Genomic DNA, 14,088 nt, shown 5'->3' on the forward strand with positions numbered 1-14,088 from the left:
CGGGGTTCATCGGCGGCCGGGGCGCCGAGGCGAGCGCAGCCGTCGACGTCGCGAGCCGATCGTGACGGCCCGCAGCGGGTCGAAGAGCCTGCCCAGACGCGCCCGCACGAGCAGCGCATCCGCTGCCAGGCAGCTCGCGATGACGACGGCCGTGAGCACGACCGGCCAGACGACCTCCACCGCCGGGGTCGTGATCCAGTCCAGACCACGGAGAGCCCCGTCGATGAGTGCGAGCGGGATCATGTGGATCACGTAGATCGGCAGGGTTCGCTGACCGATCCACCGCAGCGGGCGCGCGATCGCCCCCGCACGTCGGTCGAGCAGCGCACAGGCCGCGACGCCGACGGCGACCGCGATCATCGCCAGCAGCGGCCAGACGCCCGGCCACTGCCGCATTCCGAGGATTCCGACGGCGCCGACCGCCGCGACATATGCTCCTCCGAGCATGAGAGTGCGAACGGGCCCGGATGCCGCGGCGAACCGCTCGATGCTCGACCGCAGCCGAAGGCCCGCGAGAAAGAAGAACATGTTCTGCACGAGCTGCCACAGGTTGCCCAGATCCGGCACGAGTCCCGCGCCGGCGATGGCGGCGATCACGAACGCGACGGGCAGCACCACCCTGGTCGGCACCCGACGAACCAGCCGCGCGATCACCAGGTACACCGCGAGGGCCAGCAGGTACCAGAGGTTCGTCGGGCTGATCGTGAGCTGCGCGAGCAGCTGCCATCCGTTCTCCGCCCTGGCCGTGTCGAAGTCGGGCGTCCACGCGAGCACGATCGTCTGGATCACGACCCAGATCACGTAGACACCGGCCAGTCGCCCCGCGCGGCGACGCCACGAGAACCCGGCCGGCGCATTCACGGCGCCTCCGGCGAACATCCCCGAGATCAGGAAGAACAGCGGCATCCGCAGCGGGAGCAGCTGCGCGTTGAGCGTCGACCAGGCGTCGGTGATCGGCCCCGCCCCCTCGAGCCCGATCGCGTGCTTGGTGACCACATGCCACAGCACCACCAGGATGATGCAGACGCCCTTCGCGACATCGGGCCAGCCGACGCGTGCGGTCACCGCCCCGGCACCTCGGCGGCACGCACGAGGCGCGACACCAGGTCGACATACGACACGTCGGCCGCCGCGAACATCCGCGGCACCTGGGATGCGGGGGTGAGCCCCGGCATCGTGTTGACCTCGTTCACCACCGGCCCCTCGGCGGTGAGGAAGAAGTCCATGCGGGCGACACCGCCGCATCCGAGGGCGTCGAACATCGTCACCGCCGCCCGCGTGAGTCTCGCGCGGTCCGCGGTCGACAGCACGGCCGGCACGGTGAACCGCGCGCTGCCGTCGTACTTCATGGCGGTGTCGAAGAGCCCGGCCGCGTGGATCTCGAGCGGCGGCGCCGCCCAGCGCACCCCGCCGGCCTCCCGGATCACCGCGACGTCGATCTCGCGCCCGTGCACCACCTCCTCGACGAGGATGCGGCGGTCGAACCGCGCCGCCTCCTGCAGCGCAGCCCCGAGCTCACCTTCGTCCCGCACGAGCGAGACGCCGTGGCTCGAGCCCGCAGACACCGGCTTGACGACCACCGGGCCGTCGAACTCGGCATCCCCGCAGTCCGCCGCATCGATCAGGCGCCCGCGCGCCGTGCGCAGTCCCGCAGCCTCCGCGACGAGTTTGGTGACCCACTTGTCCATGCCGACGGCTCCCGCCCGAGGCCCCGATCCGACCACTCGCACGCCCGCCAGCGCGCACAGCGCCGCGAGCGCGCCGTCCTCCCCCACCGCTCCATGCACCGCGGGGAATACGACGTCCACCTCTGCGATCAGCTGCATCGCGAGAGCGAGGGAGTCGGCGGCGGCGGCACCCGCTGCGACGCCCGCCACCTCCCAGATCCCCTCGCGCGAGATCGTCACCGTGCTGACCTCGTATCCCCCGACAGTGAGCGCCTCGGCGACCCCCGCGGCAGAGGCGAGCGAGACCTCATGCTCGGAGTTCTGCCCTCCTCCGACGACCAGCACCCTCACGCGATCGCCCTCTCGACCCGCGCGCCGATGCCCGTGACGATCGTGTGCGGGATGCTCTCCGCCCATCGCGCCCACTCCTGCAGGCTCGGCACCGCCCCGCCCTCCGGGCCGAACACCACGGCGGTCGCGCCCCGCGGCACGCTCAGCTCCCCCGTGTCGACGACGATCTGGTCCATCGACACCCGTCCGACGATCGGGCAGCGGATGCCGTCGATCGTCACGCTCGCCTCCGCCGACAGCTCGCGGGGGATGCCGTCGGCATACCCGACCCCGATCACGCTGAGGTGCGTGGCGCGCTGTGTCACGAACACACCGCCGTACCCCACGGGAGTGCCCTCGCGCACGATGCTGCTGTGCACGACGGATGCCGTCAGCCGCGCCGCTCCTCGCAGCGGCACGGTCTCGGACGGGTCGATGCCGACCAGCCCCGCGCCGACCCGCACGAGATCGAAGTGGGTCGCAGGGTCGGTCAGAGTGCCGGACGTCGCGGCCAGGTGCACGAGCAGGGGACCGAACCCGGCGCGCAGCACGGCGTCCCGAGCCTGACGCATGCGCAGCACCGCGGGGGCGTTGAGAGCAGGGTCGCCGGCGTCGGCGCAGGGCAGGTGTCCCATGACCCCGACGACCTCGATGCTCCGCCGACCCGCGCGTGCCCGTCGAAGGAGCTCCGCCCAGTCCTCCAGCGGCACTCCGCCCCGCGACATCCCCGTGTCCATGTGCAGGTGCACGCGCACGCGGCCCGCAGCGAGCGATGCGGCGTCGGCGATGAGCTGTCGCAGCTCCTCGACCGATCCGACGGCGATGTCGACGCGATCGGCGATCGCCCGTGCGGCATCGACGCCCGAGGGATTGAGCCACGCGAGGATCGGCACCGCGATGCCCGCGCGGCGCAGCTCTACGGCATCCTGCGCATCCGTCACGCCCAGCCACTCGGCGCCCGCGTCGATCGCCGCGCGGGCGACCGTGACGGCTCCGAGGCCGTACCCGTCGGCCTTCACGACCGCCATGATGCGGGCGTCGGTCGCCGACCGCATCCGCTCGACGTTGGCCGCGACGACCGAGGGGATCGTGTGCAGAGTGGGCGCATGCAGGCGCGAGAAGGTGAGGGGCGGGGTCGTCAGTGTCGTGGTCATCGCTGGGTCCTCGGGTCGGCGGTGGGGTCGTCGTACATCAGCGGGCAGCCGTTGGCCACGGCGGCGGGGCGCAGCTCGAAGTGCCAGCGCTCGTTGGCATAGATCTGGCAGAGTCCGAATTCGGCGCCCCGCCGCGACAGCCAGTCCTGCGCGGCGAGAGGTCCGAGGTCGACGGCGTCGCCCGACACGTGCTCGGAGTTCTCGGGAGTCGCCACCCATCGCGCGGCCTCCTCCTCGGATCCGTACTGATCGACGGCATCCTGGCGCAGCACCTGCTGATACGCGGCCGACCGCCAGCCGCTGTTCACGTGCATGTCCACACCGTCCTCGGCGGCCACGGTGGCTGCCTCCCGCACGGCGGTCAGCAGCTCGGCGTCGAGGTTCGTCACGGCCGGGGTGTCGTCGAAGACCGAGACCTCGCCTTCGACACGGATCACCCCGTCGGCCTCGGTGAGCGATGCGGCAGAGGGCGCGGCAGCTGCCGCGAGCGACTGCTGACCGATGAGGAAGACCGCGCCGACGAGGGCTGCGGCGACCAGTGCGACGCCGAGCAGCGCCGTGAGACGATGACGACCGAGGGTGGAGCGTGTGTTCATGCGACTCAGTCAACGAGCGCGGCTGTTGCGACACCGTATGCCGTTTTGCATACGCTCGCGATATCTCCGGATGCGTAAGCTCTGAGCACATGGGAGTCCTGCCGTGCGCGTGCTGATCGTCGAGGACGAGCCGTACCTCGCGGAGGCCGTGCGAGACGGGCTGCGCCTCGAGGCGATCGCCGCCGACATCGCCGGCGACGGCGACACGGCCCTCGAACTGCTCAGCGTCAACTCCTACGACCTCGCGGTGCTCGACCGCGACATCCCCGGTCCCTCAGGAGACGACGTCGCCCGCTCGATCGTGGCGTCGGGCAGCGGCATCCCGATCCTCATGCTCACCGCGGCCGACCGCCTCGACGACAAGGCCACCGGGTTCGAGATCGGGGCCGACGACTATCTGACCAAGCCCTTCGAGTTGCGCGAGCTCGTGCTGCGGCTGCGCGCCCTCGACCGCCGGCGTCAGCGGGCGCGACCGCCCGTGCTCGAGGTCGCCGGGCTGCGACTCGACCCCTTCCGTCGCGAGGTCTTCCGCGACGGACGGTACGTCGCCCTCACTCGCAAGCAGTTCGCGGTGCTCGAGGTGCTGGTCGATGCGGGCGGCGGCGTCGTCAGCGCCGAGCAGCTGCTCGAACGCGCCTGGGACGAGAACGCCGACCCCTTCACCAACGCCGTGCGCATCACCGTCTCGTCGCTGCGCAAGCGTCTCGGCGAGCCCTGGCTGATCCTCACGGTGCCGGGCGTCGGCTACCGCATCGGGGCGGATGCCGATGGCTGACCGGATCCGCATGCCCAGGCGCCGCGGCATCAGCGCGCGCTGGAAGCTCACCCTGAGCTACGCGGCCGTCGTCGTGGTGTCCGCGGTCGGACTGCTCGCGGCGGTCGCCGCCTATCTGTTGCGCTACGTGCCGGAAGTCGTGAGGGTGACCGAGTCGTTCGTGCCCAACCGCTCCGATCTCATCCGCGCGTTCGTCCCGGCGGCGATCATCATGCTGCTCGTGCTGCTCGCCATCGGCCTGCTCGGGGGCTGGCTGATCGCGGGGCGGATGCTGGCACCCCTCGACCGCATCGGGCGCGCCGCGCAGCTCGCCGCGCAGGGATCCCTCTCGCATCGCGTCGCGCTCGAGGGACGGCGGGACGAGTTCCGCGATCTCGCCGATGTCTTCGACTCGATGCTGGAGCAGCTCGAGGCCCACGTCGCCGAGCAGCAGCGGTTCGCGGCCAACGCCTCGCACGAGCTGCGCACGCCGCTCGCGATCTCGCAGACGATGCTCGAGGTCGCGCGCAATGACCCCGAGCGCGATGTCGATGCGCTGATCGACCGACTGCACGAGGTCAACACGAGGGCGATCGAGCTGACCGAGGCCCTGCTGATGCTCAGCCGCGCCGAGCGGCGGATGTTCACCCGCGAGCCCCTGGAGCTGTCACTGCTCGCGGAGGAGTCCGCCGAGACGCTGCTCCCCCTCGCCGAGCGGCGCGGCGTGACGATCGATGTGGGCGGCGACACGGCGAACGTCCTCGGGTCGCCGGCCCTCCTGCAGCAGCTGATCACCAACCTCATGCACAACGCGATCGTGCACAATCTGCCCGCCGACGGGACCGTGACCGTGCGCACGCACGTGCTGCCGGAGGCCGTCGCGCTGGTGGTCGAGAACACCGGGCAGGTGCTTCCCGCCCATCGGGTCGCGATCCTGGCGGAGCCCTTCCAGCGGGGCTCCGAGCGCACCCGCGACGACGATCACGGGGGCGTCGGGCTCGGGCTGGCCATCGTGCACCGCATCGCGCAGGCGCACGACGGATCGCTCGTGCTCACGGCCCGCAGCGGCGGCGGGTTGAACGTGACGGTGTGGCTGCCGCATCCGTTCCCCGGTTCGCTCGCCTGATCCCGGCGGCCCGCACCGGATGGCTGACGTCCGCACGCCTGGCTGCCCGTTGACGCCTGCGGGGTCAGCCATCGGGGCGTCGGTCCGCCATCCGGGCCGGTCAGGCGACCCGGTCGCGCAGAGCGGCGAGTTCGCGACCGTAGACGCGGGCCGATTCCTCGGCGTTCTCCTTGAGCTCCCGGGCGGTGTCGGCGAAGGCGTCGAGCGCCGGGTTGACGCCGACGAGGGTGAACGGACGCTCGACGATGCGCAGGTCGAGGCCCCAGACGTCTTCGAGCACGCGGCGGAGCCACCCGGTGGAGTGGTCCCAGCCCTCCTTGGGTGTTCCGGGGGCGTAGTTGCCCCCGAGCACGGTGACGAGGGTCGCCGGCTTGCCGCGGAGAGCCGTGCCCTGCGGATCGATGCGCGGGTCGGTGTAGGCCAGGTCGAACCAGGTCTTGAAGTGCTGCGACACGCCGTAGTTGTAGAGCGGCACGGCGAACAGCAGCGCATCGACGCCGATCAGCTCGTCGGCGAAGGTGGTGGCGAGGGCGCGCGCCGCACGCTGGGCGTCGGTGCGCTGGGCCTCGTCGACGAAGCCTCCGGTCACGGCATCCGCCCAGGCCGTCGCGGGCACCGGGTCTGCGGCCAGGTCGCGGCGCGTGACCGTGGAATCCGGGTGCGATGCGGTCCACTCGGCTTCGACGAGGTCGGCGAGCGCACGGCTGGCGGACGACGCGGGAAGGATGCTGGCATCCAGGCGGAACAGGGACATGAGACTGCCTTTCGTTTGCGTAGTCACTCCGTTTTTCTTAGCGACTCGCGTTAACGTAGCACAGGTAGGATGGTCGCATGGCTGAGATCGACGAAGAGCGTCACGTGTGCGACGCCGCCGTCACCCTGGCCTTCAGCGTGCTCGGCAAACGCTGGAACGGCATGATCGTCTCCTCGCTCGGCGGCGGCCCGTCGACCTTCGTCTCACTGCGTCGCGGAGTCGCCGGCATCAGCGACACCGTGCTCTCCGACCGCCTCGCCGAGCTCGCCGATGCCGGCCTCGTCTCCCGCGCCGTCGACCCCGGACCGCCCGTCGCGGTCTCGTACGCCCTCACCGACAGCGGGCGCGGACTGCTGCCGATCCTCGATCAGCTCGGCACCTGGGCGTCGGAGAACCTCGAGATCCGCGAGCGATGACGGCCCCTCAGGCACGACGACCGCGCCGCGCCTGGTGGATCCTGCTGGTGATCGGCGCGCTGGTTCTCGTCGGCGCTGCCGCGCTCGCGTTCAGCCCCGGTCTGCGCCTCGCGCCGCCCGTCGCCTTCGGCGAGGAGCTCACGGTCGACCTCAGCGAGGGCGATCATGCGATCTACGTGACCCCGTCGGACCGGTGGAGCGACATCGAGTGCACCGGCACGTTCCCCGGCGGCGGCGAGCTGATGCTGAGGCCGGACATGCTGCAGCAGGCGATCGCGGTCCCCGAGGCCTGGGATGCGCAGGGCAGCTTCTCGCTGGGCGTCGCCTCCCCCGGCACGATCACGTGCGACGGCCCGGTCGCCGACGGGCGGTTCACCGTCGGACCGGTGGTGTCGTTCTTCACGGTCGTCGGCGCGGTACTGCTGGCCATCCCCGGCATCCTCCTGGTGATCGCCGGCGCAGTCGTGAGAGTCGTGCAGGCTCGGCGCCCCTAGGTCGCACCCCGCGCCTTCACATGGCTGACCGATTCCCGCCCGGCTGACCGATGGGACCCGTTCAGTCGGCCATCCGGGGATTCGTCAGCCAGACGGCCGCGCTCAGACGGCCGCGCTCACGCCGCCGCGCTCACGCCGCCGCCCTCACCAGGGGCTGGGCTCGTAGTCCTTCAGGAAGACGCCGTGGATGTCGTCGCCCGCCTCGCCGCGAACGATCGGGTCGTACACGCGAGCCGCTCCGTCGACGAGGTCGAGCGGGGCGTGGAAGCCCTCCTCGGCGAGGCGCACCTTCGTGTAGTGCGGCCGCTCGTCGGTGATCCAGCCGGTGTCGACGGCGGTCATCAGGATGCCGTCGGTCTCGAGCATCTCGCCGGCGCTCGTGCGCGTGAGCATGTTCAGGGCGGCCTTGGCCATGTTCGTGTGCGGATGCCCCGGGCCCTTGTACCGGCGCGAGAACTGGCCCTCCATGGCCGAGACGTTCACCACGTACTTGCGATGCGCCGACGACGCGGCCATCGATGCCCGCAGCCGGCTGATGAGCAGGAACGGCGCCGTCGTGTTCGCGAGCTGCACCTCGAGCATCTCGAGGGGATCGACCTGATCGATCGACTGCACCCAGCTGTTCGTGCGGTTGACGTCGGGCACGAGCCCGCCGGCATCGATCGCGGTGCCGTCGGCGTGCTTCTCGAGCGACGACGACCCCGGGGCCATCGCGAGCCGGGCGAGGTCTTCGGCGGTCAGCGCCTGGCCGCCCTGCTCGGCGACGGTTCCGCCGAGGGCTGCGACCGACAGCAGCGGGTGCGCATCGACGGACGCCTGGAGCGCCTGCGGATGCGGATCGGCCGTGTGCCCGAACGTCTCCATCTCGGGCAGCGGTCCGTCGGGAAGCGGCTGCAGCTCGGCATCCGCCAGCAGCGAGTACGAGCCGGGCGAGCGGCGCACGGTCTGCGCGGCGTTGTTGATCAGGATGTCGAGGGGCCCCTGCGCGGCGACGGAGTCGGCGAGCCCGATGACCTGGGCGGGGTCGCGCAGGTCGATGCCGACCACGCGCAGCCGGTGCAGCCAGTCGGCCGAGTCGGGCAGCGCCGAGAACCGCCGCACGGCGTCGCGCGGGAAGCGCGTGGTGATCGTCGTATGCGCGCCGTCGCGCAGCAGCCGCAGCGCGATGTGCATGCCGATCTTGGCGCGCCCGCCGGTGAGCAGTGCCCGCTTGCCGGTGAGGTCGGTGCGCGCGTTGCGCTTGCCGTGGCTGAAGCGCGCGCAGTCGGGGCAGAGCTGGTGGTAGAACGCGTCGACCACCGTGTACGGCTGCTTGCAGATGTAGCAGTTGCGGGGCTTGAGCAGCTCGCCCGCGATCGGGGCGTCGACGACGCTGGTCGCCAGGTCATGGCCGCGGGTCTCGTCGTCGATGCGGTCGGGCGCACCGGTGGCGGTGCGGGCGACGACGGCCTTGTCGGCCTCGGCGATCGCATCGCGGATCTCCTTGCGGCGTACGCGCTTGACGGCCTTGAACATCGCGGCGGTCGCGTGACGCACGGCGACGAAGTCCGGATGCTCGTTGTCGATCGCGTGAAGCTCCGAGAGAACCCGCAGCGTGGTGGCGAGGTCTTCGGGGTCGATGCCGGCACCCAGGTCGGAGGTGGCGTCGGGTGCGTCGGTCATTGTGCTGATTTTACGCGAGATCCCGGGGTGCGTTCCTGGGAGCCCGGGGCGGCTCCGCCGGTCGCCGTTCAGGACTCAGCATGGATGCACAGGCTCGTCGGCCGACACTGCGGAACAGCGGGGTCGACGAGCCCGGACCTGCCCGGTCGTGCTGAGTCCCGAACGGGGCGCTGCCGGGACTGTGCGGCCGTGGCGTGCGGTGAACGGCGCCTGCCGCGGCCGGATGCCGGGAATGCGGCCGCCGCAGGCGCATTCGACCTGCCGACGCACGCGCGAGTCGACTTCGCGGAAGGCCCGGGATGCCCGCGCGAACGTCGGTTCCCCGGCGTAGGGTCTGACCATGAGCAGCCACATCGCATGCCCCGGAGTCGTCCCGTCCTACCTGCTCGCGCGTCTGGCCGAGTCGGGCCGCTATCCGCGAGCGGCCGCCGCCGCCCGTCAGACCCTGACCGCGGGCAGACCCCCGTTCCGCGCCCGCATCGATCTGTCGATCGACGAGAACGGCGACCTGGTCGCCGAGCTCTCCGACGCCCCGAACCGCACGATCAGCGACGCGGGAAACACGCAGACGCTCCCCGGAGCGATCGTGCGCGGCGAAGACGACGAACCGGTCGCCGACGCCTCGGTCAACGAGGCGTTCGACGGACTCGGGGCCACGTTCGAGATGCTGCTCTCGGCCTTCGGCCGCAACTCGCTGAACGACGCCGGGGCTCCGCTCGACGCCACCGTGCATTACGGCGTCGACTACGACAACGCCTTCTGGGACGGCGAGCGCATGGTCTTCGGCGACGGTGACGGCGAGGTGTTCGTGGGTTTCACGGCCTCGACCACGGTCATCGGGCACGAGCTCGCGCACGGCGTCGTGCAGTACACCGCGAACCTCGAGTACCAGGGCCAGCCCGGCGCGCTGAACGAGTCGATCGCCGACGTCTTCGGCGCTCTGACCGAGCAGTTCCTCCTCGAGCAGAGCGCGGCGGAGGCCACGTGGCTCATCGGCGCAGAGATCTTCACCGATGCGGTCGAGGGCAGCGCTCTGCGTTCGATGATCCGGCCGGGCACCGCCTACGACGACGACGAGCTCGGCAAGGATCCGCAGCCGGATCACATGAGCGGGTTCGTGCGCACGACCGAAGACAACGGAGGGGTGCACATCAACTCCGGCATCCCGAACCGCGCCTTCGCCCTGTTCGCGATCGACCTCGGCGGCAATGCCTGGGAGACGGCGGGCACCGTCTGGTACCGAGCGCTCACCGGCGGTCTCTCGAGCACCGCGAACTTCGCGGATTTCGCCGATGCGACGGTGGCCGCCGCATCCGCCATCGACGACGCCACGGGTGCAGCCGCTCGACGCGCGTGGACGACCGTGGGAGTCTATGCAGATGAGCGAGTCCCCTCCACCGACTGATGCGCAGGTCGTGGTCGCGGTCGTGCGCACGGGTGGCATCGCCGGCATCCGGCGGCAGTGGCGGGTCCAACCCGATCCTCCCGACAGCCACGACTGGATCGCGATGATCGAGAGCTGTCCGTGGGATGCCGACGACGATGCCGCGTCGGGAGCAGACCGCTTCGTCTGGCTGATCCGTGCGCGCACGCCCTCCGACGAGCACGAGCGCGAACGTGAGCTGTCCGACTCGCAGCTCGACGGCCCCTGGCGAGCGCTCGTCGACGCCGTGCGCGCGGCATCCGACTGAGCCCTCGGCGCGCGTCGACAGCGGCGACCCGCCGCGACGACGCATCATGGAAGGACACGAAAGGGACCCCATGCCGACGACCGAAGAGGCCACACGTCTGCTGCAGCTCTCACGCGACGCGTTCGACCGGGGCGATGCCCTGCTGCACCTGCAGACCGAGGTCAGCCGCCTCACCGGCCAGCCGTCGTCGTGGGGCTCCGCCGAGAACGACTTCGTGAGCGATGAGCACGTCGGCTACTTCCTCGGCGAAGTGGAACGCATCGGCTGGCGTCTCGAGCACACCGCCTACACCTTCGTGGAGTCGGGCGCGACGACCTCGGCACGCATGCTGAGCACCGGCACCGGTGTCGTCAACCACGGCCACGTCGCGGGGTACTTCACCTTCCGCCGCATCACCCCGTCCGCCTGAACCGAGCAATCCGATGTGAATCTCCGCATCGCACCGCGGCACGGGTCAGAATGGGGCACATGGGACTTTTCCAGCAACGCCCCGAAGAGCAGGAGAACGAGTGGGCTCTGCCCTCGGAGCCTCTCGAGCGTCCGGAATCCGAGGTGCTCGACGCGGCTCCGACCGTCGATCCCCTGTCGATCGGTCTGGGCCTGGGACCCGGCGCCTCCGTGAGCTCCGTCGCCTTCCCCGTGGCACCGCCCGCAGCGGAGGCATCATCGATCGAGAACCGCGAGCCGGAGCCCGAACCCGACTCCGACGAGGACTGACTCCGCGGCCCACGCGTCGAGTCAGTCGGCGTCGCGCGCAGCGCCCATATCGACGCGCGTGCGAGGCAGTGCCTCGGGATGCTCGCGCTGCAGCCAGCCGATCATCTTCTCCCGCACCTCGCAGCGCAGAGACCACTGGTCACCCGAGTCCTTGGCCGACATCACCAGACGCACGGTGACGACACCGCCCTGCGCGTCGGTCACCACCGCGTCGAGCGAACGGCCGTCCCAGGCCGACGACGCCTCGACGACGCGCGCGAACTCGGCACGCAGTTCATCCATGGGCACCCGCCAGTCGAGATCCAGGTACACGGTGCCGAGGATCTTGTCGGATCTCCGCGTCCAGGTCTCGATCGGCGTCGTCGTGAAGTAGCTGCACGGCACGACGAGCCGCCGCTCATCCCAGATGTAGACGACGACGTACGAGAGGTTGATCTCGCCGATCCGTCCCCACTCCCCCTGGATGACCACGACGTCGCCGACCTTGATGGCATCGGTGAAGGCGACCTGCACGCCGGCGATCAGGTTGCCGAGGATCGACTGCGCGGCAAGGCCCGCGATGATGCTGACGATCCCGGCGGACGCGAGCAGGCTCGTGCCGACCGCGCGCATCTCGGGGAATGTGAACAGCACCGCGCCCAGTGCGAGAACGGCGATCGTGACGAGCACGAGGCGATGGATGACGAGCAGCTGCGTGCGCCGACGACGCGCCTCGGGTCCGACGAGCGCGCTCTCCTCGCGGTCGATGAGCCTCTCGAAGCCGAACGAGGTCGAGGCGGCGACGAGCCAGGACCCGGTGAGGATCGTGGCGATCAGGAAGAGCCTCGAGACGGCCGGCCACCAGTCCTGCGCTGCGGGCTCGGTGACGGACAGGGCGATCCAGACCGCCGACACCGCCGCCGTCACGATCATCGCGTTGCGGATCCGTCGGGCGAGATCACGCACCCACGGCACGCGACGACCGATCAGGCCGGCGACCAGCGCCAGCACCACGAGCGCGGCCGCGGCGACGACGATCGCGACGCCGAGGGCCGCCGTCGTGCCGATCCAGGAATCCCAGGTGAAGTCGGAAGGCATCCGACCACACTATGCCGCGGCCCCGCAGCCCACGAAAAGAGCGCGACGGGCGGTGTCGCCCGTCGCGGCTACGGTGGAGGGATGACGATCACCGCCGCCGCAGACGGCTCCGCCCTGGGCAATCCCGGCCCCAACGGCTGGGCCTGGTACATCGACGACGACAACTGGGCGGCGGGCGGGTCCCCGCACGGCACGAACAACCAGGGCGAGCTGCGGGCCGTGCTCGAACTGCTGCAGGCCACGGCCGGCATCTCCGAGAAGCTGATGATCGAGTGCGACAGCCGCTACGTGATCGATTCGGTGACCAAGTGGATGCCGGGGTGGAAGCGCAAGGGCTGGCGCAAGTCCGACGGCGGTCCGGTGCTCAACCGCGACCTGCTCGAGGGCATCGACGAGGCGATCCGCGGACGCGACGTCGAGTTCTCCTGGGTCAAGGGCCACGCCGGTCACCCGCTCAACGAAGCGGCCGACGAGCGGGCGAATGCCGCCGCCAAGGCCTACCAGGCGAAGCAGGAGCCGCGCCGCGGACCGGGCTTCACGATGGCAACGGATGCCGGCGCGGCCGCGGCGGCATCCGCTCCGATCGCGGCCGCCGCGACCCGCGACGCTGATGCCCCTGCGGCGTCGCCGACCGTGACCACGACGATCGCCGAGCCGCTCTGGGCCGAGACATCCGATCTGCTCGACAGTCTGTACGCCCCCGTCGACGATCCGATCGAGGTGCGGCTGGCGCTCTCGAGCGACGAGCATGCCCGCCTGCGCGACCGTGCCGAGGCACAGGGCATCACACTCGAAGAGGCGCTCCGCCGCCTGATCTGATGTTCTCGATGCTGCGCTGAGACGTGCCGCGTACACTCGCACCATGTCGAAGAAGAATGTCGCACGCACGGTCGGTCGGATCTTCCTCGGTTCCTTCCTCGTCTTCGCCGGCGTCTCGCATCTGACGTTCGCGCGGGACGAGTTCCAGGCGCAGGTGCCGGACTGGGTGCCGCTGGATCCCGACGTGACCGTTCTCGCCTCCGGCGTCGTGGAGGTCGGGCTCGGCGCGGCTCTGCTCGTCGCGCGCAAGCGCCGCGGGCTGGTCGGAGTCATCACGGCACTGTTCTTCCTCGCCGTCTTCCCCGGCAACATCGCCCAGTGGGTGGAGCACCGCGACGCCTTCGGGCTCGACACCGACGCCAAGCGCTTCGTGCGCCTGTTCTTCCAGCCGGTGCTGATCGCCCTCGCCCTGTGGTCGACGCGCCGCCCACGCGCTCGGGGCGGCGATCGATCCGCTCCCTGACCGCGGAGCAGCGCGTCGGCGAGAGCCGCGCATCAGCGACACGGAAGACCGGTCGGTTCCCGAGGAACCGACCGGTCTTCCGTCGTTGTGGGCGGAGGACCGCGAGCATCCGCCCGCGAGGAGGGTCGTGGGCGTGTCGGCCGCGATACAGGTGAAAACAAGGGTGAATCAGGGCACCCGAACTATGGATCCGCTGAGAACCGGCCGCCCCGACATGTAACTTGCAGAAAACTCGCCACCGTCGCGTGGGGGTATTTCGTCGCAGTTCTCACACGGTCTCTTCACCCCGTGTGAATGGGAGAACCCACGTGTGAGCACCTGGGTGAGCAAAGGAAACCGATCACCATGGGTCGAACCCGTACTGATTC

The 14,088-nt window shown here is 70.5% G+C and carries 17 protein-coding genes; 10 read left to right on the forward strand and 7 right to left on the reverse strand.

The features are described from left to right. Positions 1-6 precede the first annotated feature (6 nt). From ABTZ43_RS03855 to ABTZ43_RS03870, 4 genes are read right to left on the reverse strand one after another with little or no spacing between them, the layout of a single operon-like run. Positions 7-1,065, reverse strand: a complete 1,059-nt coding sequence (locus ABTZ43_RS03855; RefSeq protein ID WP_350537870.1) for an acyltransferase family protein — start codon at positions 1,063-1,065, stop codon at positions 7-9. After that, positions 1,062-2,018 (reverse strand): D-alanine--D-alanine ligase family protein, encoded by a 957-nt coding sequence (locus ABTZ43_RS03860; RefSeq protein WP_350537871.1) that lies wholly within the window; start codon positions 2,016-2,018, stop codon positions 1,062-1,064. The genes ABTZ43_RS03855 and ABTZ43_RS03860 overlap by 4 nt, the downstream gene beginning before the upstream one ends. Then, on the reverse strand, positions 2,015-3,151 hold the full coding sequence (alr, locus tag ABTZ43_RS03865; protein WP_350537872.1) for an alanine racemase: 1,137 nt from the start codon (positions 3,149-3,151) through the stop codon (positions 2,015-2,017). Before alr ends, ABTZ43_RS03860 begins: the two co-directional genes overlap by 4 nt. Next, on the reverse strand, positions 3,148-3,747 hold the full coding sequence (locus ABTZ43_RS03870) for a M15 family metallopeptidase (RefSeq protein WP_350537873.1): 600 nt from the start codon (positions 3,745-3,747) through the stop codon (positions 3,148-3,150). The genes alr and ABTZ43_RS03870 overlap by 4 nt, the downstream gene beginning before the upstream one ends. Positions 3,748-3,850: 103 nt before the next feature. Between ABTZ43_RS03870 and ABTZ43_RS03875 the strand changes: the two genes are divergently transcribed. Both ABTZ43_RS03875 and ABTZ43_RS03880 read left to right on the forward strand, forming a co-directional pair. Continuing rightward, positions 3,851-4,522, forward strand: coding sequence for a response regulator transcription factor (locus tag ABTZ43_RS03875; protein ID WP_045254451.1), 672 nt, complete (start codon positions 3,851-3,853; stop codon positions 4,520-4,522). Then, the gene (locus ABTZ43_RS03880; protein ID WP_350537874.1) at positions 4,515-5,627 is read left to right on the forward strand and encodes a sensor histidine kinase; all 1,113 of its coding nucleotides are present in this window, start codon (positions 4,515-4,517) and stop codon (positions 5,625-5,627) included. The genes ABTZ43_RS03875 and ABTZ43_RS03880 overlap by 8 nt, the downstream gene beginning before the upstream one ends. Before the next feature lie 100 nt (positions 5,628-5,727). Here ABTZ43_RS03880 and ABTZ43_RS03885 read toward each other — a convergent pair whose 3' ends face one another. Further along, a complete protein-coding gene (locus ABTZ43_RS03885; protein ID WP_350537875.1) occupies positions 5,728-6,381 on the reverse strand; it encodes an FMN-dependent NADH-azoreductase in 654 nt (217 codons plus the stop codon). 77 nt (positions 6,382-6,458) lie between these two features. Between ABTZ43_RS03885 and ABTZ43_RS03890 the strand changes: the two genes are divergently transcribed. Together ABTZ43_RS03890 and ABTZ43_RS03895 are read left to right on the forward strand one after the other, a co-directional pair. Continuing rightward, positions 6,459-6,797, forward strand: a complete 339-nt coding sequence (locus ABTZ43_RS03890; RefSeq protein ID WP_056413753.1) for a winged helix-turn-helix transcriptional regulator — start codon at positions 6,459-6,461, stop codon at positions 6,795-6,797. Continuing rightward, the gene (locus ABTZ43_RS03895; RefSeq protein ID WP_350537876.1) at positions 6,794-7,291 is read left to right on the forward strand and encodes a hypothetical protein; all 498 of its coding nucleotides are present in this window, start codon (positions 6,794-6,796) and stop codon (positions 7,289-7,291) included. The genes ABTZ43_RS03890 and ABTZ43_RS03895 overlap by 4 nt, the downstream gene beginning before the upstream one ends. 144 nt (positions 7,292-7,435) lie before the next feature. On the opposite strand, the gene ABTZ43_RS03900 is transcribed toward ABTZ43_RS03895, so the two are convergent. Beyond that, positions 7,436-8,953, reverse strand: a complete 1,518-nt coding sequence (locus ABTZ43_RS03900; protein WP_314094956.1) for an SDR family NAD(P)-dependent oxidoreductase — start codon at positions 8,951-8,953, stop codon at positions 7,436-7,438. Between the two features lie 340 nt (positions 8,954-9,293). Here ABTZ43_RS03900 and ABTZ43_RS03905 point away from each other — a divergent pair, with 340 nt between their 5' ends. The 4 genes from ABTZ43_RS03905 to ABTZ43_RS03920 all read left to right on the forward strand — a co-directional run bounded on the left by ABTZ43_RS03905 (position 9,294) and on the right by ABTZ43_RS03920 (position 11,361). Then, on the forward strand, positions 9,294-10,358 hold the full coding sequence (locus ABTZ43_RS03905) for a M4 family metallopeptidase (protein WP_350537877.1): 1,065 nt from the start codon (positions 9,294-9,296) through the stop codon (positions 10,356-10,358). Beyond that, positions 10,333-10,644, forward strand: a complete 312-nt coding sequence (locus ABTZ43_RS03910) for a protealysin inhibitor emfourin (protein WP_350537878.1) — start codon at positions 10,333-10,335, stop codon at positions 10,642-10,644. The genes ABTZ43_RS03905 and ABTZ43_RS03910 overlap by 26 nt, the downstream gene beginning before the upstream one ends. 70 nt (positions 10,645-10,714) lie before the next feature. Continuing rightward, positions 10,715-11,053, forward strand: a complete 339-nt coding sequence (locus ABTZ43_RS03915) for a hypothetical protein (RefSeq protein WP_149421725.1) — start codon at positions 10,715-10,717, stop codon at positions 11,051-11,053. A 59-nt stretch (positions 11,054-11,112) separates the two neighbouring features. Next, complete coding sequence (locus tag ABTZ43_RS03920) at positions 11,113-11,361, forward strand: hypothetical protein (protein ID WP_149421726.1); 249 nt, start codon at positions 11,113-11,115, stop codon at positions 11,359-11,361. 21 nt (positions 11,362-11,382) lie between these two features. On the opposite strand, the gene ABTZ43_RS03925 is transcribed toward ABTZ43_RS03920, so the two are convergent. After that, positions 11,383-12,438 carry a mechanosensitive ion channel family protein gene (locus ABTZ43_RS03925; RefSeq protein ID WP_350537879.1) on the reverse strand — a complete coding sequence of 352 codons (1,056 nt, stop codon included), beginning with the start codon at positions 12,436-12,438 and terminating at the stop codon, positions 11,383-11,385. 81 nt (positions 12,439-12,519) lie between these two features. Here ABTZ43_RS03925 and ABTZ43_RS03930 point away from each other — a divergent pair, with 81 nt between their 5' ends. Continuing rightward, the gene (locus tag ABTZ43_RS03930) at positions 12,520-13,257 is read left to right on the forward strand and encodes a ribonuclease H family protein (protein ID WP_350537880.1); all 738 of its coding nucleotides are present in this window, start codon (positions 12,520-12,522) and stop codon (positions 13,255-13,257) included. A gap of 43 nt (positions 13,258-13,300) precedes the next feature. Continuing rightward, positions 13,301-13,720, forward strand: a complete 420-nt coding sequence (locus ABTZ43_RS03935; RefSeq protein WP_314094941.1) for a DoxX family protein — start codon at positions 13,301-13,303, stop codon at positions 13,718-13,720. The last annotated feature ends 368 nt before the right edge of the window (positions 13,721-14,088 follow it).

The organism is Microbacterium sp. NPDC097977 (assembly GCF_040302605.1).
In the GTDB taxonomy this organism is placed as follows: Bacteria; Actinomycetota; Actinomycetes; order Actinomycetales; family Microbacteriaceae; genus Microbacterium.